Source organism: Nitrosopumilus adriaticus, from assembly GCF_000956175.1.
GTDB lineage: Archaea > Thermoproteota > Nitrososphaeria > Nitrososphaerales > Nitrosopumilaceae > Nitrosopumilus > Nitrosopumilus adriaticus.
This window is the reverse complement of record NZ_CP011070.1, coordinates 1,323,208-1,350,048: the sequence shown is the minus strand read 5'-3', so window position 1 is coordinate 1,350,048 and position 26,841 is coordinate 1,323,208. Positions and strand designations below refer to the sequence as shown.

The 26,841-nt window shown below is 33.4% G+C and carries 37 protein-coding genes, 1 tRNA gene and 1 pseudogene; 16 read left to right on the top strand and 23 right to left on the bottom strand.

Translation table 11 applies throughout. The features are described 5' to 3' along the window. Positions 1 to 153 precede the first annotated feature (153 nt). Positions 154 to 771, top strand: a complete 618-nt coding sequence (locus tag NADRNF5_RS07980; protein ID WP_048117120.1) for a hypothetical protein — start codon at positions 154 to 156, stop codon at positions 769 to 771. Further along, positions 772 to 1,391: pseudogene (locus NADRNF5_RS07975) on the top strand (HD domain-containing protein). Here the strand turns inward: NADRNF5_RS07975 and NADRNF5_RS07970 are convergent. The 4 genes from NADRNF5_RS07970 to NADRNF5_RS07955 are packed head-to-tail and all read right to left on the bottom strand — an operon-like array spanning position 1,388 to position 4,622. After that, complete coding sequence (locus NADRNF5_RS07970; RefSeq protein ID WP_048117117.1) at positions 1,388 to 1,699, bottom strand: hypothetical protein; 312 nt, start codon at positions 1,697 to 1,699, stop codon at positions 1,388 to 1,390. The pseudogene NADRNF5_RS07975 and the gene NADRNF5_RS07970 overlap by 4 nt on opposite strands. Next, positions 1,696 to 2,676: a porphobilinogen synthase gene (gene hemB / locus NADRNF5_RS07965; protein WP_048117113.1), complete on the bottom strand. Its 981-nt coding sequence runs from the start codon at positions 2,674 to 2,676 to the stop codon at positions 1,696 to 1,698. The genes NADRNF5_RS07970 and hemB overlap by 4 nt, the downstream gene beginning before the upstream one ends. 30 nt (positions 2,677 to 2,706) lie before the next feature. After that, positions 2,707 to 3,972, bottom strand: a complete 1,266-nt coding sequence (hemA, locus tag NADRNF5_RS07960) for a glutamyl-tRNA reductase (RefSeq protein ID WP_048117110.1) — start codon at positions 3,970 to 3,972, stop codon at positions 2,707 to 2,709. Further along, positions 3,969 to 4,622 carry a precorrin-2 dehydrogenase/sirohydrochlorin ferrochelatase family protein gene (locus NADRNF5_RS07955; RefSeq protein WP_048117107.1) on the bottom strand — a complete coding sequence of 218 codons (654 nt, stop codon included), beginning with the start codon at positions 4,620 to 4,622 and terminating at the stop codon, positions 3,969 to 3,971. Before NADRNF5_RS07955 ends, hemA begins: the two co-directional genes overlap by 4 nt. A 103-nt stretch (positions 4,623 to 4,725) precedes the next feature. Here NADRNF5_RS07955 and ahbA point away from each other — a divergent pair, with 103 nt between their 5' ends. Continuing rightward, positions 4,726 to 5,742, top strand: coding sequence for a siroheme decarboxylase subunit alpha (gene ahbA, locus NADRNF5_RS07950; RefSeq protein WP_048117103.1), 1,017 nt, complete (start codon positions 4,726 to 4,728; stop codon positions 5,740 to 5,742). On the opposite strand, the gene NADRNF5_RS07945 is transcribed toward ahbA, so the two are convergent. The 11 genes from NADRNF5_RS07945 to NADRNF5_RS07895 form a co-directional block, all read right to left on the bottom strand. Then, positions 5,739 to 6,077: a hypothetical protein gene (locus tag NADRNF5_RS07945; RefSeq protein ID WP_048117099.1), complete on the bottom strand. Its 339-nt coding sequence runs from the start codon at positions 6,075 to 6,077 to the stop codon at positions 5,739 to 5,741. The genes ahbA and NADRNF5_RS07945 overlap by 4 nt on opposite strands. Positions 6,078 to 6,084: 7 nt before the next feature. Continuing rightward, the gene (locus NADRNF5_RS07940; protein ID WP_048117096.1) at positions 6,085 to 7,083 is read right to left on the bottom strand and encodes an aldo/keto reductase; all 999 of its coding nucleotides are present in this window, start codon (positions 7,081 to 7,083) and stop codon (positions 6,085 to 6,087) included. 156 nt (positions 7,084 to 7,239) lie between these two features. Beyond that, a complete protein-coding gene (locus NADRNF5_RS07935; protein ID WP_048117093.1) occupies positions 7,240 to 7,914 on the bottom strand; it encodes a chlorite dismutase family protein in 675 nt (224 codons plus the stop codon). A gap of 36 nt (positions 7,915 to 7,950) precedes the next feature. Next, positions 7,951 to 8,172, bottom strand: coding sequence for a DUF167 domain-containing protein (locus NADRNF5_RS07930; protein ID WP_048117091.1), 222 nt, complete (start codon positions 8,170 to 8,172; stop codon positions 7,951 to 7,953). A gap of 27 nt (positions 8,173 to 8,199) precedes the next feature. Further along, the gene (gene sufC / locus NADRNF5_RS07925; protein ID WP_048117089.1) at positions 8,200 to 8,976 is read right to left on the bottom strand and encodes a Fe-S cluster assembly ATPase SufC; all 777 of its coding nucleotides are present in this window, start codon (positions 8,974 to 8,976) and stop codon (positions 8,200 to 8,202) included. A gap of 91 nt (positions 8,977 to 9,067) precedes the next feature. After that, the gene (locus tag NADRNF5_RS07920; protein WP_048117088.1) at positions 9,068 to 10,024 is read right to left on the bottom strand and encodes a transcription initiation factor IIB; all 957 of its coding nucleotides are present in this window, start codon (positions 10,022 to 10,024) and stop codon (positions 9,068 to 9,070) included. Beyond that, positions 10,024 to 10,290 carry an H/ACA ribonucleoprotein complex subunit GAR1 gene (locus NADRNF5_RS07915; protein WP_082051999.1) on the bottom strand — a complete coding sequence of 89 codons (267 nt, stop codon included), beginning with the start codon at positions 10,288 to 10,290 and terminating at the stop codon, positions 10,024 to 10,026. Before NADRNF5_RS07915 ends, NADRNF5_RS07920 begins: the two co-directional genes overlap by 1 nt. A 74-nt stretch (positions 10,291 to 10,364) precedes the next feature. Continuing rightward, positions 10,365 to 10,664: a signal recognition particle subunit SRP19/SEC65 family protein gene (locus tag NADRNF5_RS07910; RefSeq protein ID WP_048117086.1), complete on the bottom strand. Its 300-nt coding sequence runs from the start codon at positions 10,662 to 10,664 to the stop codon at positions 10,365 to 10,367. 1 nt (position 10,665) lies between these two features. Beyond that, the gene (locus NADRNF5_RS07905) at positions 10,666 to 11,049 is read right to left on the bottom strand and encodes a 30S ribosomal protein S8e (protein ID WP_048117075.1); all 384 of its coding nucleotides are present in this window, start codon (positions 11,047 to 11,049) and stop codon (positions 10,666 to 10,668) included. A gap of 62 nt (positions 11,050 to 11,111) precedes the next feature. Continuing rightward, on the bottom strand, positions 11,112 to 11,690 hold the full coding sequence (gene scpB / locus NADRNF5_RS07900; RefSeq protein ID WP_048117069.1) for an SMC-Scp complex subunit ScpB: 579 nt from the start codon (positions 11,688 to 11,690) through the stop codon (positions 11,112 to 11,114). 53 nt (positions 11,691 to 11,743) lie between these two features. Continuing rightward, on the bottom strand, positions 11,744 to 12,421 hold the full coding sequence (locus NADRNF5_RS07895; protein WP_048117063.1) for a chromosome segregation protein ScpA: 678 nt from the start codon (positions 12,419 to 12,421) through the stop codon (positions 11,744 to 11,746). A 95-nt stretch (positions 12,422 to 12,516) separates the two neighbouring features. On the opposite strand from NADRNF5_RS07895, the gene NADRNF5_RS07890 reads away from it, so the two are divergent. Together NADRNF5_RS07890 and NADRNF5_RS07885 are read left to right on the top strand one after the other, a co-directional pair. After that, the gene (locus NADRNF5_RS07890) at positions 12,517 to 13,593 is read left to right on the top strand and encodes an alcohol dehydrogenase (protein WP_048117057.1); all 1,077 of its coding nucleotides are present in this window, start codon (positions 12,517 to 12,519) and stop codon (positions 13,591 to 13,593) included. Positions 13,594 to 13,644: 51 nt separating this feature from the next. Next, positions 13,645 to 14,394 (top strand): response regulator, encoded by a 750-nt coding sequence (locus tag NADRNF5_RS07885; RefSeq protein WP_048117051.1) that lies wholly within the window; start codon positions 13,645 to 13,647, stop codon positions 14,392 to 14,394. Here the strand turns inward: NADRNF5_RS07885 and NADRNF5_RS07880 are convergent. After that, positions 14,386 to 14,886 carry an Lrp/AsnC family transcriptional regulator gene (locus NADRNF5_RS07880; protein ID WP_048117038.1) on the bottom strand — a complete coding sequence of 167 codons (501 nt, stop codon included), beginning with the start codon at positions 14,884 to 14,886 and terminating at the stop codon, positions 14,386 to 14,388. The two genes, NADRNF5_RS07885 and NADRNF5_RS07880, sit on opposite strands and share 9 nt — an antisense overlap. A gap of 73 nt (positions 14,887 to 14,959) precedes the next feature. Next, positions 14,960 to 15,523, bottom strand: a complete 564-nt coding sequence (locus NADRNF5_RS07875) for a YkgJ family cysteine cluster protein (protein ID WP_048117035.1) — start codon at positions 15,521 to 15,523, stop codon at positions 14,960 to 14,962. Between the two features lie 99 nt (positions 15,524 to 15,622). On the opposite strand from NADRNF5_RS07875, the gene NADRNF5_RS07870 reads away from it, so the two are divergent. Beyond that, complete coding sequence (locus tag NADRNF5_RS07870; RefSeq protein WP_048117032.1) at positions 15,623 to 15,934, top strand: translation initiation factor eIF-1A; 312 nt, start codon at positions 15,623 to 15,625, stop codon at positions 15,932 to 15,934. A 60-nt stretch (positions 15,935 to 15,994) separates the two neighbouring features. Continuing rightward, positions 15,995 to 16,186 (top strand): cold-shock protein, encoded by a 192-nt coding sequence (locus NADRNF5_RS07865; protein WP_048117026.1) that lies wholly within the window; start codon positions 15,995 to 15,997, stop codon positions 16,184 to 16,186. A gap of 91 nt (positions 16,187 to 16,277) precedes the next feature. Here NADRNF5_RS07865 and NADRNF5_RS07860 read toward each other — a convergent pair. After that, positions 16,278 to 16,404 (bottom strand) — tRNA-Tyr (locus NADRNF5_RS07860). Between the two features lie 108 nt (positions 16,405 to 16,512). On the opposite strand from NADRNF5_RS07860, the gene NADRNF5_RS07855 reads away from it, so the two are divergent. From NADRNF5_RS07855 to NADRNF5_RS07835, 5 genes are all read left to right on the top strand, one after another. After that, positions 16,513 to 17,124 (top strand): hypothetical protein, encoded by a 612-nt coding sequence (locus NADRNF5_RS07855; RefSeq protein WP_048117021.1) that lies wholly within the window; start codon positions 16,513 to 16,515, stop codon positions 17,122 to 17,124. 33 nt (positions 17,125 to 17,157) lie between these two features. Then, positions 17,158 to 17,568 (top strand): translation initiation factor IF-5A, encoded by a 411-nt coding sequence (locus NADRNF5_RS07850; RefSeq protein ID WP_048117019.1) that lies wholly within the window; start codon positions 17,158 to 17,160, stop codon positions 17,566 to 17,568. Between the two features lie 116 nt (positions 17,569 to 17,684). Next, positions 17,685 to 18,365: a diphthine--ammonia ligase gene (locus NADRNF5_RS07845; RefSeq protein ID WP_048117016.1), complete on the top strand. Its 681-nt coding sequence runs from the start codon at positions 17,685 to 17,687 to the stop codon at positions 18,363 to 18,365. A 2-nt stretch (positions 18,366 to 18,367) separates the two neighbouring features. Then, positions 18,368 to 19,696, top strand: coding sequence for a signal recognition particle receptor subunit alpha (locus tag NADRNF5_RS07840; RefSeq protein ID WP_048117013.1), 1,329 nt, complete (start codon positions 18,368 to 18,370; stop codon positions 19,694 to 19,696). Positions 19,697 to 19,718: 22 nt separating this feature from the next. Then, positions 19,719 to 20,858, top strand: coding sequence for a tRNA pseudouridine(54/55) synthase Pus10 (locus NADRNF5_RS07835; RefSeq protein WP_048117010.1), 1,140 nt, complete (start codon positions 19,719 to 19,721; stop codon positions 20,856 to 20,858). Between the two features lie 8 nt (positions 20,859 to 20,866). Here the strand turns inward: NADRNF5_RS07835 and NADRNF5_RS07830 are convergent, their stop codons facing one another. Together NADRNF5_RS07830 and NADRNF5_RS07825 are read right to left on the bottom strand one after the other, a co-directional pair. Next, positions 20,867 to 21,478 (bottom strand): MEDS domain-containing protein, encoded by a 612-nt coding sequence (locus NADRNF5_RS07830; RefSeq protein WP_048117008.1) that lies wholly within the window; start codon positions 21,476 to 21,478, stop codon positions 20,867 to 20,869. Then, positions 21,475 to 21,804: a winged helix-turn-helix domain-containing protein gene (locus NADRNF5_RS07825; RefSeq protein WP_048117004.1), complete on the bottom strand. Its 330-nt coding sequence runs from the start codon at positions 21,802 to 21,804 to the stop codon at positions 21,475 to 21,477. The genes NADRNF5_RS07830 and NADRNF5_RS07825 overlap by 4 nt, the downstream gene beginning before the upstream one ends. A gap of 40 nt (positions 21,805 to 21,844) precedes the next feature. On the opposite strand from NADRNF5_RS07825, the gene NADRNF5_RS11415 reads away from it, so the two are divergent. Together NADRNF5_RS11415 and NADRNF5_RS07820 are read left to right on the top strand one after the other, a co-directional pair. Continuing rightward, the gene (locus NADRNF5_RS11415) at positions 21,845 to 22,000 is read left to right on the top strand and encodes a hypothetical protein (RefSeq protein ID WP_192828312.1); all 156 of its coding nucleotides are present in this window, start codon (positions 21,845 to 21,847) and stop codon (positions 21,998 to 22,000) included. Positions 22,001 to 22,353: 353 nt separating this feature from the next. Beyond that, positions 22,354 to 23,061 carry a hypothetical protein gene (locus NADRNF5_RS07820; RefSeq protein ID WP_048117000.1) on the top strand — a complete coding sequence of 236 codons (708 nt, stop codon included), beginning with the start codon at positions 22,354 to 22,356 and terminating at the stop codon, positions 23,059 to 23,061. 27 nt (positions 23,062 to 23,088) lie between these two features. Here the strand turns inward: NADRNF5_RS07820 and NADRNF5_RS07815 are convergent, their stop codons facing one another. Further along, on the bottom strand, positions 23,089 to 23,274 hold the full coding sequence (locus NADRNF5_RS07815; RefSeq protein WP_048116998.1) for a 30S ribosomal protein S27ae: 186 nt from the start codon (positions 23,272 to 23,274) through the stop codon (positions 23,089 to 23,091). Continuing rightward, on the bottom strand, positions 23,274 to 23,666 hold the full coding sequence (locus NADRNF5_RS07810) for an eS24 family ribosomal protein (protein WP_048116994.1): 393 nt from the start codon (positions 23,664 to 23,666) through the stop codon (positions 23,274 to 23,276). Before NADRNF5_RS07810 ends, NADRNF5_RS07815 begins: the two co-directional genes overlap by 1 nt. Before the next feature lie 83 nt (positions 23,667 to 23,749). Between NADRNF5_RS07810 and NADRNF5_RS07805 the strand changes: the two genes are divergently transcribed. Further along, a complete protein-coding gene (locus NADRNF5_RS07805) occupies positions 23,750 to 24,313 on the top strand; it encodes a DUF309 domain-containing protein (RefSeq protein WP_048119402.1) in 564 nt (187 codons plus the stop codon). Here NADRNF5_RS07805 and NADRNF5_RS07800 read toward each other — a convergent pair. After that, positions 24,297 to 25,583, bottom strand: coding sequence for a BPG-independent phosphoglycerate mutase family protein (locus tag NADRNF5_RS07800; protein WP_192828311.1), 1,287 nt, complete (start codon positions 25,581 to 25,583; stop codon positions 24,297 to 24,299). The genes NADRNF5_RS07805 and NADRNF5_RS07800 overlap by 17 nt on opposite strands. Before the next feature lie 229 nt (positions 25,584 to 25,812). Here NADRNF5_RS07800 and NADRNF5_RS07795 point away from each other — a divergent pair, with 229 nt between their 5' ends. Then, on the top strand, positions 25,813 to 26,829 hold the full coding sequence (locus NADRNF5_RS07795; RefSeq protein ID WP_048119395.1) for a galactose-1-phosphate uridylyltransferase: 1,017 nt from the start codon (positions 25,813 to 25,815) through the stop codon (positions 26,827 to 26,829). The last annotated feature ends 12 nt before the right edge of the window (positions 26,830 to 26,841 follow it).

The following is a 26,841-nucleotide window of genomic DNA, read 5'->3' as shown; positions in this document are numbered from 1 at the left end:
TGCATGATTGATCCAATTTTTTACAAAACATGATCATTGTTAGAAAAATCTTGTAATTCTTTTAATTTTTTAGATCAGAATGATATTTTCTTCTGACTGAATGATGATCCAAGGGTTTAGAAACAAAAAATGAGATAGAATTTTTGAAAGAATTTGGATATTTTTGAATTTTTTAGTGAATATTCGTATTTGGGCATTTTTCTTGTTTTGATTGGTGTTAATACTGCACCAATACTAATGCCACCTAGCTGGATTATTTTGACATCCTTCTACCTTCTTGATCCTAGCTTGAATATCGTAATTCTTGCTATGGTTGGTGCTACCGGAGCTACTCTTGGAAGATTCTTCCTCAAAAAAATTAGCGGATTATTTAGAAAATTTGTAGGCGAAGAACAGAAATCTAATCTTGATATTATTGGTGATTATCTGAATAGAAAAAAATATGGATACATTATTGCATCCTTTTTGTTTGGGGCTACTCCCCTCCCAAGCAATATGCTGTTTATTGCATATGGATTAATGCGTGCAAAAAGTGCAAGTATCTATGTGGGATTTTGGTTTGGTAGGACCATTTCATACATAATGATGATTTATTTTGGTGATGCTGTTTTGAGACCATTTTTTGAACTCTTTGAAGATCGTCTCACGGGAATTTTATTAATTGACGGTGTAGGAATAGGAGTTCTTGTTGTTTTTGCATCAATTAATTGGACTGTTTTAATTACACAGAAAAAATTAAAGTTTGTCAAACCAAAGATTTGGAGAATCTAAATGAAAGTGCTAGATTCACTTCAAGCCGAGGTCAAAAAAATAATCAAAAATGATCCTGCTCATGATTTTGAACATATTATGCGAGTTTACAAAAACGCACAAAAAATATGTAAAAAAGAAAAAGCAAATGAAAAACTTGTTTTGAGTGCTGCATTACTACATGACATCATATCGTATCGAAAATCAGACAAGCGCTCTAAGATGTCTTCAATTGAAAGTGCAAAAAAGTCACAAAGTATTTTAAAAAAATATGATTTTTCAGATGAAGAAATTCAAATCATCTCTGATGCTATTCGTGATCATAGTTTTTCACAAAAAAAATTCCTGATACTATGGAAGGCAAAATTCTCCAAGATGCTGATAGATTGGATGCCCTCGGTGCAATTGGAATCGCTCGAGTTTTTGCTACAAGTGGTTCACTAAAACGACCGTTTTATAATATTGATGATCCTTTCTGTAAAAAAAGAAACCCTGATGATAATATGTGGGCAGTTGATCATTTCTTTAAAAAATTACTTACATTAGAATCTCTAATGAATACGAAATCTGGAAAATTAGAGGCAAAGAAGAGAACTGGGATTTTGAAGAAATTTTTAAAACAACTTAAAGATGAGATTTAGCCATAATCGACATATCTATCATATCTAATTTCGACCTCTTTGTTTTCTCCTGTTTTTATCTTCTCATACTCATCATTTTTTCTATATTCTATATACTTCATAATCTCTGAAAATTCTTCCTCTTTAGGATAAGATTCGAAAACTGGTTCAATTTTCTTTAAAAATTCTAATGTTTTTTCTCTATATTCTTCTCTTGTAGGCTTTTTTATGCCCTTCATTCTGAACCATATAACTGCCCAGCTAGAGCCTACAACATGTGGCAATAAATCAAATGCTCTTTGAATTTCAAATCGTTCGTCGTTTCTCATGATTCTTGAAGAAATCTTGAAGCAGATTTTGCAAAATATGTTACTATCATGTCTGCACCAGCTCTTTTAATTGAGTATAGGATTTCCTCTGTGATGTCTTTTTCATTTACATATCCTAACTGTGATGCGGCTTTTACTAATGCATATTCTCCAGATACACTGTATGCAGAAACTGGAATGTTGTATTTCCTACGTGTCTCAGCAATTAAATCCAAATAAGACAATGCAGGTTTTATCATTACGATATCTACTCCTTCATTGATGTCTGATTCTACTTCCATCATGGCTTCTCTTGCATTTGTATATGGAACTTGGTATGTTTTTCTATCACCAAATTTTGGAGCACATTCTGCAGCATCTCTAAATGGTGAATAAAAGTTTGAACGATGTTTAGCTGAATGTGACATTATTGATACATCTGTGAACCTCTCATCATCAAGTGCCTTTCTAATTGCGGCAACCTGGCCATCCATCATTGCAGATGGTGACACTGTATCTACTCCTGCCTTTGCTTGACTGACAGCAATTTTTGCAAGTGTATCCAAACTGGTATCATTATCTATTTTATCTCCCTGAATGATTCCGCAATGGCCTGTGGATGTAAATTGACATAGACACACATCTGCCATGATTACTATTTTATCACCAAAATTTTCTCTAATCTTTGATATTGCTTTTTGAACTATTCCATTATCATCAAATGCAGAAGTTCCTGACTCGTCTTTCTGAGTTGGAATCCCAAAAAGCATGATTGCAGGAATTCCTAAATCACTAATTGTCCCTACTTCGTCATTTACATCTTCTAAAGGCAGTCTTTCAATTTCTGTCATTGATTCTACTTTTACTCTGGCCTTTAGATCTTCTTGAACAAATACTGGACAAATGAAATCTTTAGGCGATAGAGTAGTTTGCTGAATGAGCTCTCTCATTTTTTCAGATGTTCTTAGTCTACGTAATCGTCTTGCTGGAAATGACATAATGAAATTCTTTATGGGTAAAATATAATCCTAGTCTGCCTGATCTTGTTTTTTATAGTCAAATAGCTTACTTGCCAATTCTAAAACGTCTGGTTTTCCTTGCTCAGATGCCCTTCTGATATTGTTCATTGGAGTTGATACAATACTCTCAACAACTGCTTTTGTTAACTCTTCGATAATCTTTATTTTTTTCTCATCTTTTTCATCAAGCATTTGTAGTGCTTTCTGTAATTCTTTTTCTCTTAGATTCTCTATGTTTTTGAATACGTCTTTTACTAGAGGCTCTGCATCTAATCTTTTCATTGAGGCTTCTAATACACAAACTTCCTCATTAATTATATTTTCAACTGTTTTTACTTTGTTTAACCGTGCATTCATATTTTTCTCAACCATCTCTGCGATTTGATCTAGGTTCATTAGCTTGATTCCTCCTATTGTTGCAACTTTTTCATCCACTGTCCTTGGATTTGATAAATCTAAAATCATCATTCCGCCCTTTTTGTCTTTCATTGCATTTGAAATTCTTTCATTTGTTACAAGAAAATATGGTGCTGTTGTTGCAACAAACATTACATCATAATTTCCAAAACCTGATAGAACCTGTTCAAATTTTATTGGATTTCCACCCATTGTTTCACAGAATGTCTCTGATCTTCCAAGTGTTCTACTGGTAACATCAAAAGCATACCTTCTTCTTTGTAATGATTTTGCAACAAGAGTTGATACCTCACCTGTGCCAATTAGTAAAATTTTCTTTTCTTTTAATTCGTCGATATTCTCTTCTGCAAGCTTTACTGCCATAGAGCCTACTGATATTCCACCAGCTCCAATACCACTGGTGTTTCTAATTCTTGTACCTATTCGAATTGCCTTGTCAAATAATTTATTGAGATGTTGCCCTGATGCTTTAACTTCTCTGGCAGAAGTGATGGAATTTTTTATTTGACCTAGAATCTGTTCTTCACCTAATACCATTGAATCTAATCCTGATGTCAGTTTTAACAAATGGTGGAGCGCCTCTTTGTTTTCTACACATTCGATATTTTCATCAAATGCTTCTTCTTCAAGTCCTGTAATTGTTGCCCATGTTTTCTTGATTTTATCTATGTCATAAGTTTTTGATTTTCCAAATAATTCAATTCTATTGCATGTTTGAATTATTACACACTCATCTAATCCTGAATGCTTTTTGAACTGCTCATACGCACTTTCCATATTTTTTATTGTAAATTGTTCAAGAATGTGAATTGGTGAGTTACGAAAAGTAACACGTGCATTGATGATATTTTGATTCATTTCCAATTCCTCAATATTGTAATTGCTCGCTTTTCAGCATCTTTTATCTGTCCGTCTTTTATTAACTGATCAATCTCATTATCATTGATGATTTTACGTAGGCACTCTCTTCTTTGAGTGTGCGAGGGGATAGATTCCTTTGCAAATTTCCTTGCGATCTTTTGAATTTTAATCTGCGCAATGTCTTCTTTTGTGATTAATTCCTTGAGCGCCTCTTCTGATTTGGCTTTAATTTTCTTTGACATTGCAGGGCTTTGACCTCCTGTAAATATTGCAATCTGGATCGTATTATCAAAATCAATAATTGCTGGATTGGAAAAATCGCTCTCTTCGGGATTATCAGAACTATATGCAATAATCTTTTTTCTTTTTGAAGCGTTGATTATTTTATGATTTAATTTTTTGTCGTTTGTTGTTGTGATGATCATATGTGGTTTGAATTCAGAAATAAATCTTATATCCTGAATTTTCTGTTTTTTTAATTTGATTTTTTTTGCTTTGAATAATTTGTTCACTTTGGTACTTGTCGAATCACTGATTACTAGTATGCTGCAATTTTGCTTTAATAGAGAACTAATTCTTTTTTCAGCCTCATTTCCTCCCCCGATGACGACTACTAGCTTATTTTGAAGATTAAGATCAACTATCATCGATCAAAAGGACTAGAGTTTCTATTTATGTATTAAAAATCATAGAGTAAATTTCTAGCTACATTTTTAATTGAATGGCCAAAATATTGACTTGATGACTTCGATGGATGAATCTGATAAAGAACTCTTAAATGAAATTCAATGGACTTTTCCACTTGTTACAAGACCTTTTGATGCTATTGCTGAAAAATTTAACACCACGCCAGAACTAATCAAAGAACGCCTCAACCAACTAAAAGAGATTGGCGTTCTAAGGCAACTAAGTGCAATTTTTGATACTAGGAAACTCGGATATACTAGTTCATTAGTTGCAATGGAAATTGAAGACGATAAACTAGAATATGTTGCTAGTCAAATTAATCGTCATCCTGGTGTTAGCCATAATTATGAGCGAGATCATCAATTCAATCTCTGGTTCACTTTGGCAGTTCCTCCAGGTGCTGATTTAAAAGATGAGCTTGAAAAATTCAATGTACTACCAGGTATTAAAAAAGTAAGAATGCTTCCAACTTTACAATTATTCAAGATTGGAGTAAAACTTGACATGGTAGATGACAAAAAACATAAAGTTGCACCAACAGAAGAGAAAAAAGAAGTTAAAAATATTAAATTTGAACCCACTGAAGACGACAAAAATTTTATCCGTGAATTACAAAAAGATATGGAAATAATTGACGAGCCTTTTGTAAAAGCTGCCAAGAATCTTGGAATTACTGAAGAAGAATTATTTAAAAAAATGAAATACTATGAAGAAATTGGTGTGATGAGGAGATTTGCCGCAATCTTAAGACATAGACAAGTTGGATTTACTGCAAATGGAATGATTGTTTGGAAAGTACCTGAAGATAGAATTTCGAAAGTTGGTGAGACTCTGGGATCATTTCCTCAGGTGAGTCATTGTTATGAACGACCTACCTATGCTGATTGGCCGTACAATGTATTTTCAATGATCCACTGTAAAACCCATGATGAGGCCAATGAAATGGCAAAAACAATTCAGGATCAGATACACGTTGATGATTATAAAATTCTCTTTAGTTCCCGTGAATTCAAGAAAACGCGAGTAGAGTATTTTGTAGAGAGCTCTTTTAGTTTGGAAGAGAAAGTTCCTGCTTCCTAAAACTCATTTTCATCATGTCCTACAACATGAACTGTGCAAAAATATTGGTCATTCATGTTGCAATAAAATTCTGAATTCTCCCCACATGAAACACATGGTGGCTTTTCATCCAGTTCTGAGAGCTTTGTATGGTATATCTTGCTTCTACTAGAAATACTTGAATCCTTGTAAATTCTAGTCAAATTTGTATAGTATTCTACCTCACCTGGGTTTAACGGCTCTTCATTTTTGATTTTTTTAATGATTACCTTCCATTTTTTATAATTACCAATTTTGGCAAGTTTCATTCTTTCTATGACTTCTAAAGTTTTTTCTGAATCTATGGGGATGTCCATTTGTTGCTTAATTTGCCTGAGGCGTTGCCTTTAATTCATAAGATGGCCATGTGTTGTACAATTCTTCAATCTCTTTCATGTCCGATGCTGAAACATATTCTCCTTTTGTCATTTCTACATAATTTACTATCTCTTCTTCACTTACTACTGTTGGGAAAACTGATGCGAATCCTTTCTTTGTCATAATAAATTTCATGGCCAATTCTGTAATTGTTAATCCGTTTCTTTCTGCAATAGGCCGTAATTGTTCGACTTTTTGCAATGATGCTTTAATCCATTCTCCTTTTCTTACTGATCTATGATCTTTTTCATCTATCTTGGTGTCTGCCTTTACTTTTCCAGTTAAAATTCCTGATGCCTCTGGAACTCTTACTAGAATTCCTACATCCTTCTCCTCTGCTTTTCTCATCAATTCATTTCCGGGTGTTTGTTCTAAAATATTGTACACTGTTTGAACTGCACTGACATTTGGTCTCTCCATTGCTTCTAAACCTTCCTGTGTCCATCCGATTGCAGGACCTAGAGCAACTTGATATGTATTAATTGATTCATCTTCGATGAAACTATCTAATACATTAAAAATTGAATCATCTCTGATATGTTTTAATTTTGGATTGTGTAAACCATACATGTCTAAATGATCTGTTTGTAATCTTTCCAAACTATCTCTTAATGCTTTTCTAGTAAAATCCTCATCGAATCTTTGTGGTAGTTCACTATGTCCAATTTGTTCCACTTCTGAAAAATCATATCCGTATTTAGTAGAAATTACAACCTCATCTCTCATATCTTTGAAAACTTCGCCGATTAGTCTTTCACTTTTTCCTTTACCATACATGTCCCCTGTTTCAAAAAAGTTAATCCCTAAATCGTATGCCTTTTTGAGCATTCTCTTGGCTTCGTCTTCTTCAATTTTTTTCCCCCACCAATCAAGTGCAATAGACCATGCACCAAATCCAAGTTCTGATACTTTGATGTCTGTTTTTCCTAGCTTGTTGTATTTCATTATTTTATCTCCTCAAGTTTTGATTTTATTATTATATATTTCAAAACTGTTTTCTCGTGTCTAATTTCATCATTTATGTTTATCCAAGATTAGCATATGTGATATTTTGATATTTTTGGTGAAATTGCCTTTTTTCGTGGGCTCTATTTTGAATAATTATCCTAAACTGGAAATCAATGGAACAAGATCTTTTTTCACACACACTATCATTGGAATGTCGTTTTTAACATATGTTGAAACTTGAGTTTCTCTTAAATCCATTATTAGATCCTGAAAATCTCTAATGTTGTCCACTTCAAAGGCTAGCATAAAGTCCTCATCATGTATCCCAAAGGAATATGTTGTGTTTAGAACCACCTGTGGATATTTCTTACTTACCTCGATATGTTCATCCATGATCTCCTGACGTTTCTCTTTTGGCAGAAGATACCATTCTCTAGTTTTTGTAAATGGATAAACAATGACATGTTTTTTTGGATTATTCCCTGTTACAAATCCGTGGGCTTTTTGTTCTTGTACATAAATTGATGGCCTCGTACATGACAAGTATGTCATAGAAGGAAGGATGTATTTTCCAAAAACTGTTTTGTAAATTTTCTCAATTACTGTTTGAATTTCCTCTACTGATTTTGCTGCAAACCAAAACAAAAAATCTGCATCATCTCTTAATCCCAAATTTGAATATGATCTGAACATTATTCCTGAATTATTAATTACATTTTCAACTTCTTTCGCAGATTCTTCTTTTGCCAAATCTGCCATCCATCTCCATTTGGGGTCTACTTTGAAAAATGAGAAATTAAAATAATATTGATCATTGTCTTCTGACATGTTTTCTACAATTTTGAAACCCTATTTAAACAAAAACTAGATTCTCTCTTCTAGAATCTCTATAATTTTATCTCGTGATTTATGATCTGATTTTATTTGAACTAATGAACTTGATATGCCAAACTGTTTTGCAATTTTTTTGATTATCTCTTTGTTTGCTTCTCCTTTGAGTGGCTTTGATTTTATTCCAATGTTAATTTGTTTATCATTTATTTCTAAAAATTCTTTAGAGAACTCTACATGAACTTTGTAAATCAATGTTATGGAAAATATTTTTAGTTAAATCTAATTAGTTTGTGGTTCTTCTAAAACCCAGTCATATCCCTCTGCTTCTAGTTTATCTGCAAGAGATGCGTCACCTGTTTTCAAAACTTGTCCTCTGGCAAACACATGAACAAAATCAAGTTTGTCTAAGAATTTTAAAATTCTTGCATAGTGAGTAATTACAATTACTGTTGCATCTTTACCTGAAACTTTGCTAATTGCCTGTGCAACTGCTTGAACTGCATCAATGTCTAATCCTGAATCTGGTTCATCTAATATTGAAATTTTTGGTTTTAGTACTGCCATTTGCAAAACTTCTGCACGCTTTTTCTCTCCGCCTGAGAATCCTTCATTTAGGTATCTTGATAGAAACTCTTCTTTTAATCCAACTTTTTCTAAATTCTCTTTAAGGTATTTTTGAAATTCTCTAACTGTAATGAACACCTCTCTGTCATCCCCCTCAAGTGCTTTACTCAATGAATTGTAAGCTGTTCTGAGAAAATGAGAGAATCCTACACCTGAAACTTCGGTTGGGTATTGAAATCCTAAGAATAATCCCTTCTTTGCTCTTTCATCTGCTGATAATTCTAAAATACTCTCGCCATCTAACAAAATATCTCCTTTTGTTACTTCGTATTTTGGATGTGCAAGTAATGTGTAAGCTAGTGTACTTTTTCCAGAACCATTTGGTCCCATGATGGCGTGTACTTCTCCAGGCCCTGTCTTTAGATTGACTCCTTTGAGAATCTCTTTTCCTTCTCTAGTTACGTGGAGATCTTTAATTTCTAAAACTGCCATGATACGCATTCCTTTGTTTCTCTATATAATACCGACGAAATTTAGCTAATCCTAATGTGATTTTTAATAAAATGAAAAGAGGGGGGGGGGTTTAATATTTGGCCAGAGATGGTCTTAAAGTAATTTTGAGTTTGTAGCATGTTAGAATTTCTTTACATCTATTTCTGATAGTAACTTCTGTTACTCCTGCAATACTTGAAACGTCTCTTTGTAGAACATTTTGTCCAAGTAGTACAGATGCCACATAAAGATATGCTGCTGCAATTCCATTTGGAGCTTTTCCATCTGCAATACTGCTATCTTTAGTTTTTTCTGCAATTTCCAAGGCTAGTCTTTCAACTCTGACCTCAGTTTGTGTCATATTGGCTATCTTTGAGATGTATTTGTCCATGGTTACAACTGGGGATGCTAAATGCCCCATTTCCATTACCATGGTTCTATAGTATCTTGCTGCAAGTTTTGTTTTTGACTTTACATCTTTTGCCGGACAAATTCCGCGACAAATTTCTTCCAATGATCTAACTACATCACACTGTTTGCATGCCATGTAAATTGTAGCTGCAGTTATGCTAACTACTGATTTTCCCTTCACATCAACATGTCCATCCAAGTTTCTGTATATCATAGAAGCAGTTTCCAAAACATTTTTTGAAAGACTAAGACTATCACATGTTTCTCCCATTTTTGTTAAAACATTTGCAAGTCGTCTCTCTTTTGGTGAGGAAACTCTTACTCTTTGTTGCCACTTTCTGAGATTGTGCATTTGATTTGCAACATCGCGGTTGATTGTTTTTCCGCTAAAGTCTTTTGCACTGATTGAAATCTCAGTAGTTATTCCCAAATCATGTTGGGAATAAGTTGTTTGTCCTGTAGCTCGTGCTAATTTCATTTTGTCTTCGAAATTTGAGCTAATAGTTTCTGGACCATAATCTGCTATCTGATCATCGACTACTACGCCGCAACCAGAACAGATGATTTCACCATTCTGCATGTCATCTACTAATGTAGACTTACATTCAGGACAGTTTTGTTTTTCTAGTATGTTCATTATTTTCTTCTCCTAAATTTTTTTGGTTTATTGACAGGAGATTGCTCTGTTGCGTAAACGCTTTTGCCAATGTATTTTTTGATGCTGTTTGTTAATGGCGTTGCTGATGCATATGGTCTACTTACTGGACCAATCATTTCGTTTACTTTTGCAACTCTAGTTCCCTTCTCGTCACAGAGTATCTGTCCTTCAACTAATTCTTTAGATAGTTGAATGATTACCCTGCCACTACCGGCTAGGTGCATTATTTCGCCTACCTCCTGCAATTAAAAGTAGTAACTATGATATTCTTTTCATAGACTTCTGTCAACTTTACTTTAGCTAAGAGCTAGAATTGGTTTTATCTTGACTGTTTGCTTCTTTTTGATACGAGTTTTTCTGAAATCTTGTTAAGAATTTTTGTCTTTGAAGATTCTTTTGGTAACACAATATACCCTGACCTGACAAAAGGTCTTTTTGGGAATCTTACTTTGTCATCAGATTCTGTGATTTTAAATCCTGCAGCAGTGGTTGCATCCATTAATTCTTTTAGTGAAGGATCAAAGACACATTTCTCAATTCCTAAACGTCTGCCTTTTGATTTTTTTAAATTCTTATTAAAATAATCCAACCAGATTACGATGTGTTCGTAATCTTTCATTTTATTCCTTTAGTAAAATTGCGTTAACTATTCCGTTTTGACCTGGTTTTGAAACAACTTTACATTTGCCTTCTTCTGTTTCAAGAATTGCACCTTTTGTAATGATGCCTCTTCTTTTGTAATCGTTGTTTGTTGCATTGTCTAATACTTTGAGAATTTTTGTCTTCTTTACTTTTGCATCTCCTGTTGATAGATTAACAAAGTCAATTGATTTCAATGCCGTTTTGTAATTATTTCCTCGAACTCTTCTTGTAATGGTAATTTGAGCTCCAGTATTTGGTTCGTTAGGGTATCTGTCTGTTTCATATTTTCTACGAATTCTTAATGGATGTCTTCGACCTCCAGTAATTTTACTTGTAGCTAAATTCTCTACGGATTTTCTCACAAAAACTTGTCTGAATTACTCTAATTTATACAAAACGCAAAAAATTAGCCGTAATTACTTTTTTAATTCACTTCTGTAACTATTTGAGGTGTGGTATTTGTTCTACTCATACTTGCTGTTTTTCTGACCTTGGAAAACAATCTCTGTTTAAGATCTTCTACGTCCCCTTGAATTCCAAAGTATTTTTGGAATTTCTCTGTTGTGCTGTAAATTTTTAATCTTCCAACATTTTGATGGCTGATGTAATCTAACTGTCGAAGTTCTTTTAGATGTGAATATACTCCAGAACCTCTTGTCTCTACAAGTTGTTTTGATGATATTGGTTGCATATATGCTATGTATGATAATGTCTTTAGTGTGGCATTTGGAAGAACCGGTTTTGATGCATATCTTTTGACAGTAGAACTGTATTCTGGTTTTAATTGCATGACATAAGACCCATCTGGTAGAATAACGACTTCTAATGCTTTGAAGGCAGTTTTTGTTTTTTTCATAATACTTTGAAGTAAATCTAGTGTTTTGGTCCTTGATTCTGTGCCTGAAGCTCTGATAATATCTTCTATTCTAAGTGGTCTGCCTGCCGAGTATAGAGCTGCCTCTATTCTTGCAGTAGCTTCATCCATATTCTCAATTTTAGTCAATTACCTTCATCTCCTCTAAAATCTAGTTAAAGAACTCTTTTCTCCATTTTTGATCAATTTGTTAATTCTTCTTTTATCAAAATAATCTTGATGTCATCTTCAATTTGCTCCAGATCTACTTTTTGATCTCTTGCTAAAAATAGCACAGCAAAGAAGCACCTAATTGAATCGACTTGATCCAACTCTGAAATAATTTCTTGAAGTATCCCAAATCCTGTTAATGAAATTTTTTTCATTACTAGATCTTCATATTTTCCTATAATGCTTTCAAGTGAAATAAAGTAATCTTGAAAATCTGGAGCTACAATTGGTTCAATGTCCACTTGTCGATTTCTCCTGGATTGTGGATTTGCTATAGTCCCAATTAGATTTTGAAGTAATCCTAACAAATCATCTAATGAAACTGGGTAAGTGGATTCATGTCTATATGGAATGTCTATCATCTCAATATCTACATCTGTTCTTTGATGCATTGGCTTTTTCTCCATTGCAGCTTTTTGTAATGCAAAAATACTTTCAACTTTCATTCTGTAAATTAACGATGATGATAAAGCCGCCATTCCTGCTACCTTAAGATCTTTCTTGCCTGTCTTCTCAAGAATTTTTATTAATAAATTTAAAATCTGTATCAGATCAATTTCCCACACATCTTTTTTAGCAACTGATGATGGGCTAAACAGTATGTTTACTGGCTCCTGAGAAATACTGTTAGGTGTATGGGCTTCGCTCACATAGTATTTTTCTTACCTATTCAATAATATCTAAGGGCTCTATTTTTTTCTCACTTCCAGTCAACTCTTATATTGTTCAGAAAAAAAATCCCTTTGTGAAATCTGCTAGAATTATAGGCCCAAATGAACCCCTTTCAGTATCTGAATCTGAGACCCCGAAACCTCAAGGAAGTCAGGTCCTACTCAAAGTAAAATCTGTAGGTGTGTGTCATAGTGATTTACACTTGTGGGAGGGCGGATATGATCTAGGTGATGGCAATTTTATGAAAGTCACAGATAGGGGAGTAAAATACCCTGTAACTCCAGGCCATGAAATCGTTGGTACTGTTGAAGATATTGGAAATGACGTCTCTGGCATATCCAAAGGTAATGAAGTTTTAGTTTTTCCATGGATTGGATGTGGAGAATGTCCTGCATGTAAGGTTGGAAATGAAAATCTTTGTGATACTCCAAAATCAATGGGTGTTTTTCAAGATGGCGGTTATTCTGATTATGCATTAATTCCAAATTACAAATATTTAGCTAAGCTTGATGGTGTTAATCCTGATTCTGCAACTTCGCTTGCATGCTCTGGTCTTACAGCATACAATGCTGTGAAAAAAGCAAATGAGAATTCACCTGAATTTCTACTAATTATTGGTGCTGGTGGTTTGGGTTTAATGGCAATTCAAATTGCAAAGGCAATAACTAAAGCCAAAATTATTTGCATTGATAACGATGATAAAAAATTTGATACTGCAAAAAAGATGGGTGCAGACTTTGTTGTAAATACAAGCGTATCTGGTTCTTTGTCAAGCGGAACAGGAAGTCCAGTTGATAAAATAATTTCTATCTGTAATGGAAAGGGGGCTGACAGTGTTATTGACTTTGTAAATGCACCTCAAACTGTTAGAACTGCATTGGGTGTTGTTCGTAAAAGAGGAAATATTGTTTTAGTTGGATTGTTTGGAGGCTCACTTGAAATTTCACTTGTGACAATTCCCCTAAAATCCATTGTTATTCAAGGCGCATACACTGGTAATTATACTGACATGGTAGAACTACTTGATCTTGCAAGGAAAGGAATCATTAACCCTATGATTTCAAAAAGATATAGCCTTGATGATGCAAACACCGCATTAGAGGATCTAAAGGCAAGAAAAATAGTTGGCCGTGCTGTAATTAATCCGTAGTTTGAGAAATCCCTACAAAATCTTATAAAATAAAAAAAGTGGATATTGATATTGACAATCAAAATTAATTGTGAAATAGCACTAACTCATCTTAAGAATAAGCAATTCATTACTGCCTACAATCTATTTCTTGATCAAGCTGAATCTCTTAAAAAATCTGAACACTTGAAATCCGCTCTATTGTACATGTTGGCATCTGAATGTAAAAAAAGACAAGGTAAAGATTTTGAAAATGAAATAAAAGAAGCAGGGAGTTTATTTGTAAAATATTCTAAATTGGAAAATTCTGAAAATGTAAAGGGTGCCTTACTATGTGCTTCAAAATGTTATTTGCTGTTGGGTGAATTTGACAAGGCCAAAGATGTTTATCAAAAAGCAAAAATGATCATCCCTACAAAAATTCAAGTAACAAGACCTATTGCAATTATTGACGATAGTAAATCAGTAGCAATGAAATTAAAAAGTTATCTTGAAAAATTAGGCTATTCAGAAATTCATATTTTTGAAAATGGAAAAGATTCGATCAAGGGATGCAAAAAACTCTTTTCGGAAAATAAACTCCCTATAGTTCTCCTTGACATGGGTTTGCCAGATCTAGAAGGTGATGTTGTAGCATCAAAGCTTCTAAAAGATAATCTACAATTACAAATTATTGTAATTACTGCTGATGAAAAAAATACTTCACGTGTAAACAAAACAATTAGTTCGGGTGTATCTGCATTCATCCAAAAACCATTCACTCTTGATGAACTCAAAAAATCTATAGATATTGCAGAATCTGAATATACTTTGTTACAGTAACAATAATGACATGTTGAGAATATTCACATCTTTAATGTCCACTTCATTAATTCTATAATCTATTAATTCTTCAGAAAATTTCTCTACAATTTTTTGTGGCGTATTTGATTTTTCAGAATTCGATTGAATAATTACTAACATATTCCATTCCCCATGCATGTTTGCAACAAGAAGATAGTTGTCTAACTTTGTGATGAAATCTTTGATAGAGTCTTGCACAGCTTCAAGAGATTTAGAAGGTTTTAACTTCATTAATACTACTTGATATTGGTTTATTCCGGATACGTCTGTTAGAACTGCTTTGTATCCTTTAATTATTCCACTTTTTTCAAGTCTTTCTATTCTTTTTCTGATTGTTCTATCTGAAACATCATGACCTGATTTTTTTAATTCTGCTGCAATTTCTTTTGATGGTGTTCTTGCATTATTGTTGAGAATCTCTATAATTTTCTGATCAACTTTATCCAAATTTGACCATGCATCTTCGCTCATATGGACTAAAAGTTCTAATGCCTTTTGAATTTTTGCTTGAATCTATTTTACACCATATGTTTTTAGGGTTTACTTACTCTTCTAAAATCCAACCCGATTTTAAAATCGCCTGATCTTCATCTTCTCCTATCTCTGTTGCAAATCTCCAAATTACTGGCGAATCTGTATCCATACTTTCTTTAATTTTTAAGAGTGCCTCCATTTCTGAATTTAGATTATTATCTGCATTTCCATGTTCTTTACAAAACTTACATTTTTCATCAAGTGTAATTGGTTTTGATTCAATCAGTGGGTATGCTCTACATGCAAGTGGCCTATCTTCATAAATTTTACATGGAAATCCTCCATGTGGTGATTTGTTACCGCTAGAGGTATCTAAGAAGGGACATGTATTGCCATTTTTTTCAATTCCCATCATTTGATAAGCTAAAATTTTTGTTGGGCTTGAATTTTTTTCTGCTGAAACTCCAATCCTTGGAAGAATTTTCACTTGTGTTTTATTTAATTTTGAAATATTTTCGATTTTTTCTTTTTCTTCAGGGAGAATTAGGACGCCAATTTTTCCAAATTCCTTGCTTGGGTAATACTCTCTCTCTATACAACACTGTGAGCATTCCTCAATACATTTGAATTCCACATATTTTTTTAATTGTATTGGATAAAATCTCTTGCGTAAGGTCAAATCTTTCCATTCAAAAACCCTACCAGTTATATGCTCAAATTGTTAAAATAAGTCATGGGAAAGCGCCAAGTAAAAAATGAAAGTGCACTAAAAGAAATTCGTCTTCCTGAAGAGGGTGAACTATTTGGACGTGTATTGAAAATGATGGGCGGTGAAAATGTTATGGTAAAATGTGCTGACAATATGACTCGAAGAGGAAGAATCAGAGGAAAACTAAAGAGAAGAGTTTGGATTAGAGATAATGATATTGTAATTATTGCACCTTGGGATTTCAAAGAGGCTGACCGCGGTGATATTATTTGGAGATTCACACTTCCTCAAGTTGAGTGGTTAAAAGATAACAATCACATTCCAAAAGATTTCTAATTTTGTTACATTGTTTTACTCTGCTTAGTTAATATAGCCAATTCATTACTTGAGTATCAAATGGAACAAGGCACCGTAAAGTGGTTTAACCGTACTAAGGGCTTTGGTTTTATCGAAAGAGAAGGTGGAGACGATCTGTTTGTTCACAAATCAGATGTTGACGGATTCATCAACGAAGGCGATAAAGTCGAGTTTGAAGTAGGCGAAGGTCAAAAAGGACCTGCAGCACAAAAAGTCAAAAAATCAGCATAGGCAACAAGTTTTTTAATTTAAGATTTCATCTTTGTTTTCTTAAACTAGTCTATCTTTTTATTATTTTTAATTTTATTTTTAGAAAAATTTGTGGTCCCAAGCGAAGGAATTGAACCTTCGACAACCCGGTTTCTGTATGCCTGATATGCTGTTATTCGGTCAGCCATCTAAAGCCAACAACTACAGCCGGAAGCTCTACCAGGCTGAGCTAGCTTGGGACAAGAAAAACGAGGATCTCTGGTATTAAAAAACTATCGTAGATACTTTTCCCTTTGATCGTTGCATGCATTATAAGCATAAATAGCGATAGAAATTCTTGTATTTCTGTGTCTCAACTAGAGGTTTCTTATTCTGGTTATGTCTGTGCTCCATATTTGCATACTCATGAATCTGTAGAACTAAAGGAATCTTGGATAAACTCAAAAAATATTGAAAAATTATTTTTTGTAACGGGCACATTTTCCACTGAAAGTAAACCCTATTTCTCTGATTCCACCAATCATTATCTTTTAGCAAAATTCAAAGATAGTGCAAAAATATCAAAGGATCTAATTAAACACAATCAGGACAAAACTTCTTTTGTATTTAACATACATGATGATTTATTCCGAAGGGAAGTTAACGGAGATACAAATTTTGTGACTGTATACTATTTGGAATATGGTGAAGATGGAGAAGATTTCCAAGAAATTGCAAATCTTTTACTGAAAAGAGAAAAAATTGAGAAAGCGGGATTTGGAAATATGAATACATTCTGTTTAACCCCGTCAAAGTTCACTTTTCCATATTCTGAACATGTTGTAGTCATTGAAGTTGCAAGTGAAAAGAGTCATCAAAGTGTGAAGAAATATTGTGAACAAACAAGACGAGATGTTAATCGAAAAGGAATGACAATGACTAATTTGATGAGTCTATCTATTCTTGATCAATTAAAGTAGAAAAGTTAAATATTCGACCAAAAACTGTTTTTCATGAGTAAACCGTCTGACCTTGGTTCTTTGAAAATTGGATCTTACATTCTACTACCACACACTGATCAACCTAGTGGTGAGCCATGTAGAATTGTTGAATATGATACATCAAAGCCAGGAAAGCACGGTGCAGCAAAAGCCCGAATTGTGGGTGAAGGAATTTTTGATGGCCAAAAAAGACCTCTTGTAGGCCCAGTCAGTATGCAAATTCACGTTCCGATGATTAACAAAAAAGTTGGCCAAATCATCTCAATTAATGGTGATACAGTCCAAGTAATGGACTCTGAATCATTTGAGACTATCGATGTTGGATTAATTGATGATGAAGTCAAAGGAAAATTGGAAAATGGACAAAATGTGGAATACTGGGTCGTTATGGATAAAACTAAAATCATGCGCATCAAATCCTAAATCGGATGCTGATGATGAGCGGAAAAGCCGTCTGAATGTTGATGAGGATTATGAGTAATGAAGCATCCTTTTTCAACAAATCTCATAAGTTTGTTGAATGAAATATTTTTTAGATTATGAAATTAGCTTCTCTTTTCTCGGGTGGTAAAGATAGCACATATGCGATTCACCTAGCTCAAAAACAAGGACATGAAATAACTTGCCTCTTGAGTGTTTTTGCAAAATCTGATGAAAGCCATTTACTGCACCATCCTAATCTTCAATGGACAAAGTTGCAATCCAGAGCTATGAAAATTCCACAGTTGACAATAAATTCTGATTCTGATGATACTGATAATGAGTTAGTTTTGTTAGGACAATTATTGCAAAAAGCAATTGACAAATATCAAATTCAAGGTTTAGTTCATGGTGGGATAAAAAGTAATTTCCAAAAAGAAAAATTTGAAACCCTTTGCTCTAAATTTAATTTAATTTTAATATCACCTTTATGGGATTCAGAACCAAAAACATACATGAATGAATTAATTGAATCAAATTATCATTTTATAATAACAAGTGTTTCTTCTGGAGGTTTAGATGATACTTGGCTTGGTAAATCAATTTCAAAATCAGATATTATTACCTTGAAACAATTATCTAAAAAATTTGGATTCAATTTAAATTTTGAAGGAGGTGAAGCAGAAACATTTGTGATTAACTGTCCTTTATTTTCAAATCCGATCATTATTAAAGAATCTCGAAAAGAATGGGATGGCTATAGAGGAAGGTTTGAAATAGTGGATGCGGGATTGAATTAACAATGCTTGATGGACTAAAGAATAGTTTAGGTGATGCAATCAAAAAAATTGTAAAATCTTCGGGTATTGATGAGGAACTAATCAAAGAACTCTCAAAAGATGTTCAAAGAGCATTGCTACAATCCGATGTTAATGTGAGGCTAGTTTTAGAAATCACAAAGCATCTTGAAGAAAGGGCATTAAATGAGACTCCCCCTCCAGGTCTTTCCAGAAAAGATCACATTGTCAAGATTCTCTATGATGAATTATCAAAATTACTAGGAAATGAATCTGAATTTGACTTTAAACCTAACAAACAAAATAAGATCATTTTACTTGGAATTCAAGGCAGTGGTAAAACTACTGTTGCCGCAAAACTTGCAAAATTCCTTACCCGACAGGGATACAAAGTTGGTGTAGTTGGAGCTGACACATACCGACCTGGCGCATTAGTACAACTCCGAACTATGTGTGAAAAATCTGGAGTTGAAGTTTATGGTGAAGAAAATAACAAAGATTCTCCTAGTATTGTAAAAAATGGATTAAAACATTATGAAGGTGAACCATTAGATGTCATTCTAATTGATACGGCAGGTCGTCACAAAGAAGAACAAGATTTACTTGATGAAATGGATAGGATTAACAAAGTTGCAGATCCTGATTTGGCGTTACTCGTAATTGATGGCACTATTGGCCAACAATGCTTTAACCAGGCAGAGGCGTTTCACAAAACCATTCCTGTTGGAGGTGTAATTATTACAAAATTAGATAGCTCAGCTAAAGGTGGTGGTGCGCTTGCCGCATCTGCCGCAACTGGTGCACAAATTATGTACATCGGCACTGGTGAGCGAATTGATGATTTAGAAAAATTCTCTCCTACTAGATTTGTTGGACGATTACTTGGAATGGGTGACATTCAAGCTGTATTGGATTTAGCTAAACGACTAGAAGAAGAGGGAGATGATGTAAGAATGAAAAGAATCTCTAGTGGAAAAATGAACATGGAGGATTTTCTTTCTCAGTTAGAAGAAGTAAGCAAAATGGGTTCATTACAAGGAATTCTTGATAGCATGCCGGGGCTCTCTGGAATGGTAAAAGGTGATCAAGTTGATCAAATGGAGGGTAGAGTTTCAAAGTGGAGATACATAATTCAAAGTATGACAAAAGCTGAAAAAGCAGACCCTGAAGGATTACTCAACTCCTCTAGAATCAAAAGAATTGCTCGTGGTTCTGGATGGCCCGAGGGTGAAGTAAAAGAACTATTGAAAAATTATAAAAATTCTAAAAGTATGATGAAGGCATCCAAAGGACGCCAAATGCAGGGTACTCTTAGAAAAATGGGATTAGGATAATATTTTAAATAAATTTTCTAGCATGTCTGAATATCAAAAAATAATTTCTATTGCAAATCAAATCTCAAAAAAATATCCTTTATGTGATAATTGTTTAGGTAGATTATTCTCCAAAAAATTACATTTGTCATCAAACAAACTTTTAGGAAAAAAACTAAATCAAAATACTACAAAAAAATGTCATATATGTAAAAATATATTTGAAAATCTAAATTATTTTTTAAAATTAATGCTTGATACCTCATCAAACTATTCTTTTGAGACATTCAGTATTGGGGCCATGATAAAGCCATCCATTGTGGATAGGGATGATTTTATTCGCTCGCAGTATAAATTAAAAGGAATTGACAGCATAAAGACTGACATTACAAGAGAACTAGCAAAATCTTTCTCTAGAAAAACAAAAAAGAATATTGACACTCAAAATTCTGATGTTACATTCACCGTAAATCTAAAAGATGATTCAATCAAATTGCATTCAAAATCAATAACATTCTCTGGGAGATATGTCAAAACTATGAGAGGTATTCCCCAGAAACAAAAATCATGTGAAAATTGTTCTGGAAAAGGATGTAGAATGTGTGATTTTCATGGAATTTCTGAATTTGAAAGTATTGAGGGCCAAATCTCAAAATTCCTTTTTGAAAAAATAGGTGGTACTACAGCTAAATTCACTTGGATTGGAGGTGAGGACAAATCTAGTTTGGTTTTGGGTAATGGAAGGCCCTTTTTTGTAAAACTTCAAAATCCTTTAAAACGAAATCTCAAATTGCCATCTTTTAACAGTAATTCTCTTAAAATTTCTAATCTGAAATTAGTTAATGAATCCCCAAAAAATCCACTAAAATTCAATTCTTTAATTCAACTAAAAATTTCTACATCTTCTGATATTGATTCTAAAATTCTAAAAAAATTAAAAATTCTTGAAAAGCAACCAGTAGTAGTTTATGATAAATCTGGAAAAAGATCAGAGAAAAAGATATTCACTGTAAAATATAAAAAAAATTCTAAAAACCTATTCACTCTATCTTTGAAGACTGAAGGGGGTCTGCCAGTTAGACGATTTATAGACGGTGATGATGTGGTTCCTGGAATTTCTCAAATTCTTGATACTACATGCAAATGTAATCAATTTGATTTTAGTGATGTTGAAGTGCAGTAATGAATACACTATTCGTCAAAAGTACTGAGTAAATCTGAATCAAATCCTACTGCTGACTCAGGTTCTGTAGCATATACTAATTTGTGGTGATGATTAGATAATTCTTTAATCCAAGAACTTCTACCTTGCATTTCAATATCCTCAATGCTGTAGCTACACATGAATGAACAATTATATGAATCAAAATTTTCATGAAACATCTTTTCTAATTCTACTTCTGTCTTGATTCCTTCTCTAGTACAAATATCTGAAATAAAACGACCGATAAATCTACATGATTGCTTTGAATCTTTTGATATCTCTTTATACAATTTGTTAAACGCTGGAACGATGCCTTCAGGATTTGCAATGATATTTTCTAATGGATATACTAGTAAAAGTTCCTTCGTCTTGTAATAATCTACATCAATTCCTCCCTCTCGCATAATTTTTTCAATAATCTTGGGGTTAGTATGGGTGAACACTACACATGTTTCATTTTTTTTGAGGCCTTCGATGACAAATTGATTTTGTACTATCTGAGCATATTCTATACTGTCATATAATACGAGCAAATGGTTTTGATCTGAGAGTTTTTTAATGTAATTAACTAGAGGATAGTTTTCATTATTTTGTTTCATTTTGATTCCTCCTCGATGTAATCTAGTTTCATTTTTTCCAAAAAATCGTTGATTTTACTATAGTCATTTATTAATTGAATTCCTTTATCCGTAATTTTGAGTGATTGGTCATCTGCAACAAGTTTTCGTTTTTGTAATTCTAAAAGGTTTTTAGAAAATTTATCATAGGACATGTTGCATTTTTGTTGAATTCTTGTGGGTTTAATTTGTTCTAGGTTTGATTCTTTTTTTAACTCTGTTAATATGTTGTAATAGATCTCCAACTTACTTCGTCTCGCTTTTCTATGTGTCTTTTCTTGCTTTTTCTTATTAACTAAACTCTCCATGGGGCGTGTTCTTTATTTTCATAATTGCATTATATAGTATGTGAGTAATTTATCTAAAAAACGTGTAACTGTTGTTTTAGATGATGAAGTAATTAAAAAACTAAGAGTAAAACAAGCCAAACTTATTCAACAAACCAATAGCACAGCAAGTTTTTCTCATGTGATCTCTGAAGAACTACGTAAGTGTATGAAGTGATCTCTCTTGATTTCTAGATGTATGAATTGTGAAAAGGAATTTGAAAACCGCGCAAGTCCTTACTGTTCAACTACTTGTGCACTTGAAATGACTCAAAAAACTCTTACAGAATAACCCTTTCTTGATACCCCGTACTCAAAAAATCGTTTCTGTGTATTTCTGAGTTTAGTAAAATGATAACAATTAACTACCTCTGAATATCGTAAAATATCATGCCAATGAGAAAAAAAGGAAAACATCAAAGACATGCTGATCAAAGGGCTGAAACTCGTAAAAGAAAGAAAGCAAAATCTGGAAAGCCAAGATCCTAAACACATTAACCCTTTTACATTCAAAGTTGTCGAGGAGTAATATTGGATCCGCTAATACGTTTCAAAGACGCACATTCTAAAGGAATCATTCCTGATAAAATCTATGATCTTGTAGTAGAACGTTTTCCAATAGTTGTTGCTGGAATTAATAGGATAGAAAAAGCATCTGGCATAAAATACCCAGTTGCATATGTTGAACCCTCTCTTGTGTTGTCTTCCCCCAACCCTAACTCTTATGAATTTGGAATACTCTTTGCAAGAACAATACCCGTAATGTTTGATGATAAGTTCCAAGTAGTAATTCAGATTTCTGCACCCCTAATTGCTTATGGGCTTAAAGGTACTATTCATGCAATTTTGGCGCATGAATTTTTACATTTTCTAGAATTAATGAGAAAAATCTCCAAGATGGAGTTATTGTCTGATGAAATATCTGGAAATTTATTTGAAAATGTTTACACTGATGAAACCAGGTTATTTGAACCAAAAGTTGTTTTCAAGGATCGTACTTTGTTAAATCATATAACAAAAAAATTCCCATCTGGATTTCGTGATTACAAACTTGAAGATAAAGTGATGAAATTTTGGGCTGACAAAAATCTTCCAAAATCAAACATCTCTTTGGATTCAAATAATGTGAAATTATCTGCAGAATCTCTTTCTAAAATACAACTTGTACCGGAATTTGTTTCAAAAATTGAACAGTTGGAAGAAAAAAGTTCTAAAATTCGACAAAAAAGATTGTACTAAATAAGAAATTACTTTAAAATAATTTTATTATTGATTGAATTCGGTTAGTCCACACTTTCCACAAGTATGTCTATCTTTATGTTCTGACATAAAAACACCTTTTCCACATCTCGAACAAATTTTTTTAATTCTAGTAACTTTGTCCCCGTCTACTTTAAAATATTTGTAAACATTTGGGCTAGAACCTTTCTTGCCTTTTTGTTCTACAGGCATTATTCAGATTTCTCCTCTGTTTTTGCTTCTTCAGGTGCAGCATCTTCTGCTTTCACCTCTGCAGGTGTTTCTTCAGATGCTTCTTCTGCAGGAGCTTCTGCCAATTTAGTTTTAATTTTTTCAATTCTGGAGAAGATGGTTGGATTAACATGTTTTTTGGCTAGACCTTCATCTTCGTATACATAGAAAGTACCTGTTACATGTGATTGTCCTACATGAGTTTTAAGTCTCATTGGAATTACCACTTTGCCATCTAGCTTGAATTCTTTAGTAATCATATCTGCTGCCTCTAAACTTTTTAGTTTTCCACCTAATCCGGCAAAATTACATGTAAGTTCTCTTCTAGATAGAAAGGTATTATCTACGTCTGTGATTGTCTCGATGATGGACATGTATCAAAAATCCTTTGGATATTTCATATAAACCTTGATTGAAAATCCAGAAGAAATTTAAGAAAATCCTTCTGAATCATAATGTGGAACGTTATCTTCTTCATTTTAAAAATGAGAAATATTTGCCTCAGAATTGCAGGGAGCTTGCTCACAAGGCAAGAGATCTTGCAGCCGATATGAAAAATGTCTCAGTAAGACTAGCTAGAGTTGCTACAAAATTTATAGAATTTGATGTGGCTGCTGAAAAAGAAGATCTAGATTCACTTGTTGATAAATTGTCCCCTATAGGGGATCTTGATAATGTCAGACATGTTTTTGAGGAACACATTGACAAAGAGAAGGGCATAAAGGATGGGATCTTTTTTTTTAATAATGAGAGATTTTGGGAGTGTCATGAAGCATTTGAGGGTGTTTGGAATCAATGCTATGGGAGAGAAAAGGAGCTAGTCCAAGGAATTATTCTAGTAGCAGTAGCATTTGCACATCAGCAAGAAAATGAAGAAAATATTGGCATCGGAATGTTAAGTAGGGCATTGGAAAAATTAGGTTCTTCACCTTCAATGTATCATTCTATTGATGTGGATAGAATAAGAAAGAAATGCGTTGAAATGCAGCAAGCAAAAAAATTAACTATGTTTGAGATTTAATTAGTTCTAGTGCTTTTGGGACAACTTCTGCACCTTGAAGAAGACCAATACTTCCTTTCTTTGCTTGCTCTTCAGTCATTCTAGTAGTTCCGTCATTTTTAATAAAATCTGCTGAAACTAAAACTGGTACAGGATCATCGCTATGACCTTTGTTAATGCATGGTGTAGAATGATCAGCAGATATTACTATTGCAACTTTACTCGAATCAATGTTTTCAACAAGTGTTTTGAAAAATCTTTGATCAATCTCTTCAATATTTTTCATTTTTCCAACTGCATCTCCATCGTGACCGAATTCATCTGGTCCTTTGAGATGGACATAGATTGAATTTTGAGTTTCCATTGCTTTTGCTGCAACTCTGGCTTTTTCTTCATAATCCGTTAATCCTCCAGCTTCATATGCTTTCATTTTTAGAACATTTGATATTCCAATCTCTACTGGCATATCTACAATACATGAAAACTGCATAGAATATTTTTCATTAATTGGAATCACATCTGGGTATTTGTTTCCTGCATCTCTTAGTAAAATACAACTAAGCTGTTTCTTTGCTTGCTCTTTTCTTTTTTTATTAATTTCACTTTCTTTCATAATTTTGATTGATTGCTCTGAAAACTCATTGACTATATTTGCAGTAAATTTTGAACTTTCATCATCTACTAATGGTAAGCATTTCTCAATTTTTAGGAAATCTCCCACTGCTTTTGCTACTCCCATACCTCCTATGTTGCTATATGCAGGATCTGTGTTGGTGATTTTCGAAGAAAGTTTTCTATTGTTTGCCCTTATTCTGACTGTGACTCTGTGACCTATTGTTGGTGCTACTACGACAGATGTATCTGGACTTGAGAGGCTAATTTTTTCTTCAATCTCTTTTGCAACTCCATCTGCATCCTCTTTTTCAATATTCCTTCCTGCTCTTCTATCGATAATTACTTCGTCATCATTTAATGTGGAATAATTTCCTCTTAATGCTAAATCCCCGTCCTTAAAGTCAATACCAATTCCTATTGCTTCGATGACTCCTCTTCCTACATATTCTGCATGATTGAATCTGTATCCTAGCATATTGAAAACAGCAATATCTGATTCAGGAGCAATTCCTTTGCCAACAGAAATCACCTCTCCAATACATCCATTGCTTGCAATTTTGTCCAAAGTCGGAGTATTTGCTGCCTCTAATGGTGTTTTTCCTTGTAAGTCTGGATGTGGAAGATCTCCGACTCCATCTAATAGAACGTAAATCATATGAATATCTGAATTATCCATAATATTCTCTGTTTTAGGAACTTAGCTGCTCTCCTTTAAAGCTTGCAACAAAATGTGCGATCAAAAATTTGGAATCAATTAATTTTTTAAATTTGATTTTTAGCTTATTCATAAATACTCAAAATATGAATTTTAATTTTTATTGAAATTAATTTCAAAATATGTTTTTAATTTGAAAATATCATCTCTTAGTAAACGTTTTAACAGACATTTTCTTTCAGTTACAATTATGGGGGATATGCGCAAAGATTATGTTTCTGAGCGTTTCATGATTGTAACCAAAAAAGAAGATAAAATTATTGATCCAAAAAAATCCCCCTTTGCTCCTGGAAATGAATCCATGACAAACCCTTCTGTACTATCACTTGTTGCAAAAGATGGAATGCTACAACGTCTTCAAGATAATGAGGATGAATATGTTGAAGGTTGGGCAATTAGAGTATTTGAAAGTAAAAATCCTATTGTTTCAATTGATACAGAAAATTCTTACAGTGATAGGCCATTTTATAGTGAACCAGCATATGGATATCATTACATTGTTGTTGCATCTCCAAAAGAAAAAGACACATTTGCAACAATTGATCCTGAACAATGGTCAAACGTTCTAGTTGTTGTTCAAGATAGATTAAGATGGTTATATACTCAAAAAGGTGTTACATACGTTTCAATTTTTGGTGATCATGGTGATTTGGCAGGAAGTACTAATCCTCACCCTCACCTAAACCTCCTTACCTTCTCTACTATTCCTCCAGTAATTGAGAGTGAAGCCGAGGCATCACACAAAATTCTAAATGAAAAAGGAGTGTGCCCAATGTGTCAGACCGTAAATGAAGAAATTGCTGGTCCAAGACAAGTTCTTCAAACTGAAGGCTTTATCGCATTTTGTCCTTGGTCTCCATCATATCCATATGAGTTTTGGATTTCCCCAAAAAAACATACTACTAGCTTTTCAAAAATTACACAAAAAGAAATTAATGATTTGTCTTTAATTTTAAGAGCAACTTTGGGTGGTTTGTCAAAAACTGTCAAAAATGTATCGTATAACCTTGTTTTTCATTTGTCCCCTGAAAAGAAAAACAGTCGACAAATTCATTGGCACATTGAGGTTTATCCTATCACAAAATCTTGGTCTGGATTAGAACGTGGATATGGTATTTTCTTAAATGATGTTTCTCCAGAACAAGCTGCAGAAAAACTCGGGGCATCTTGTAGAAAAGAATTAGCCAACTTGGTTGGTATTGTTTGATTTTTTGAATGG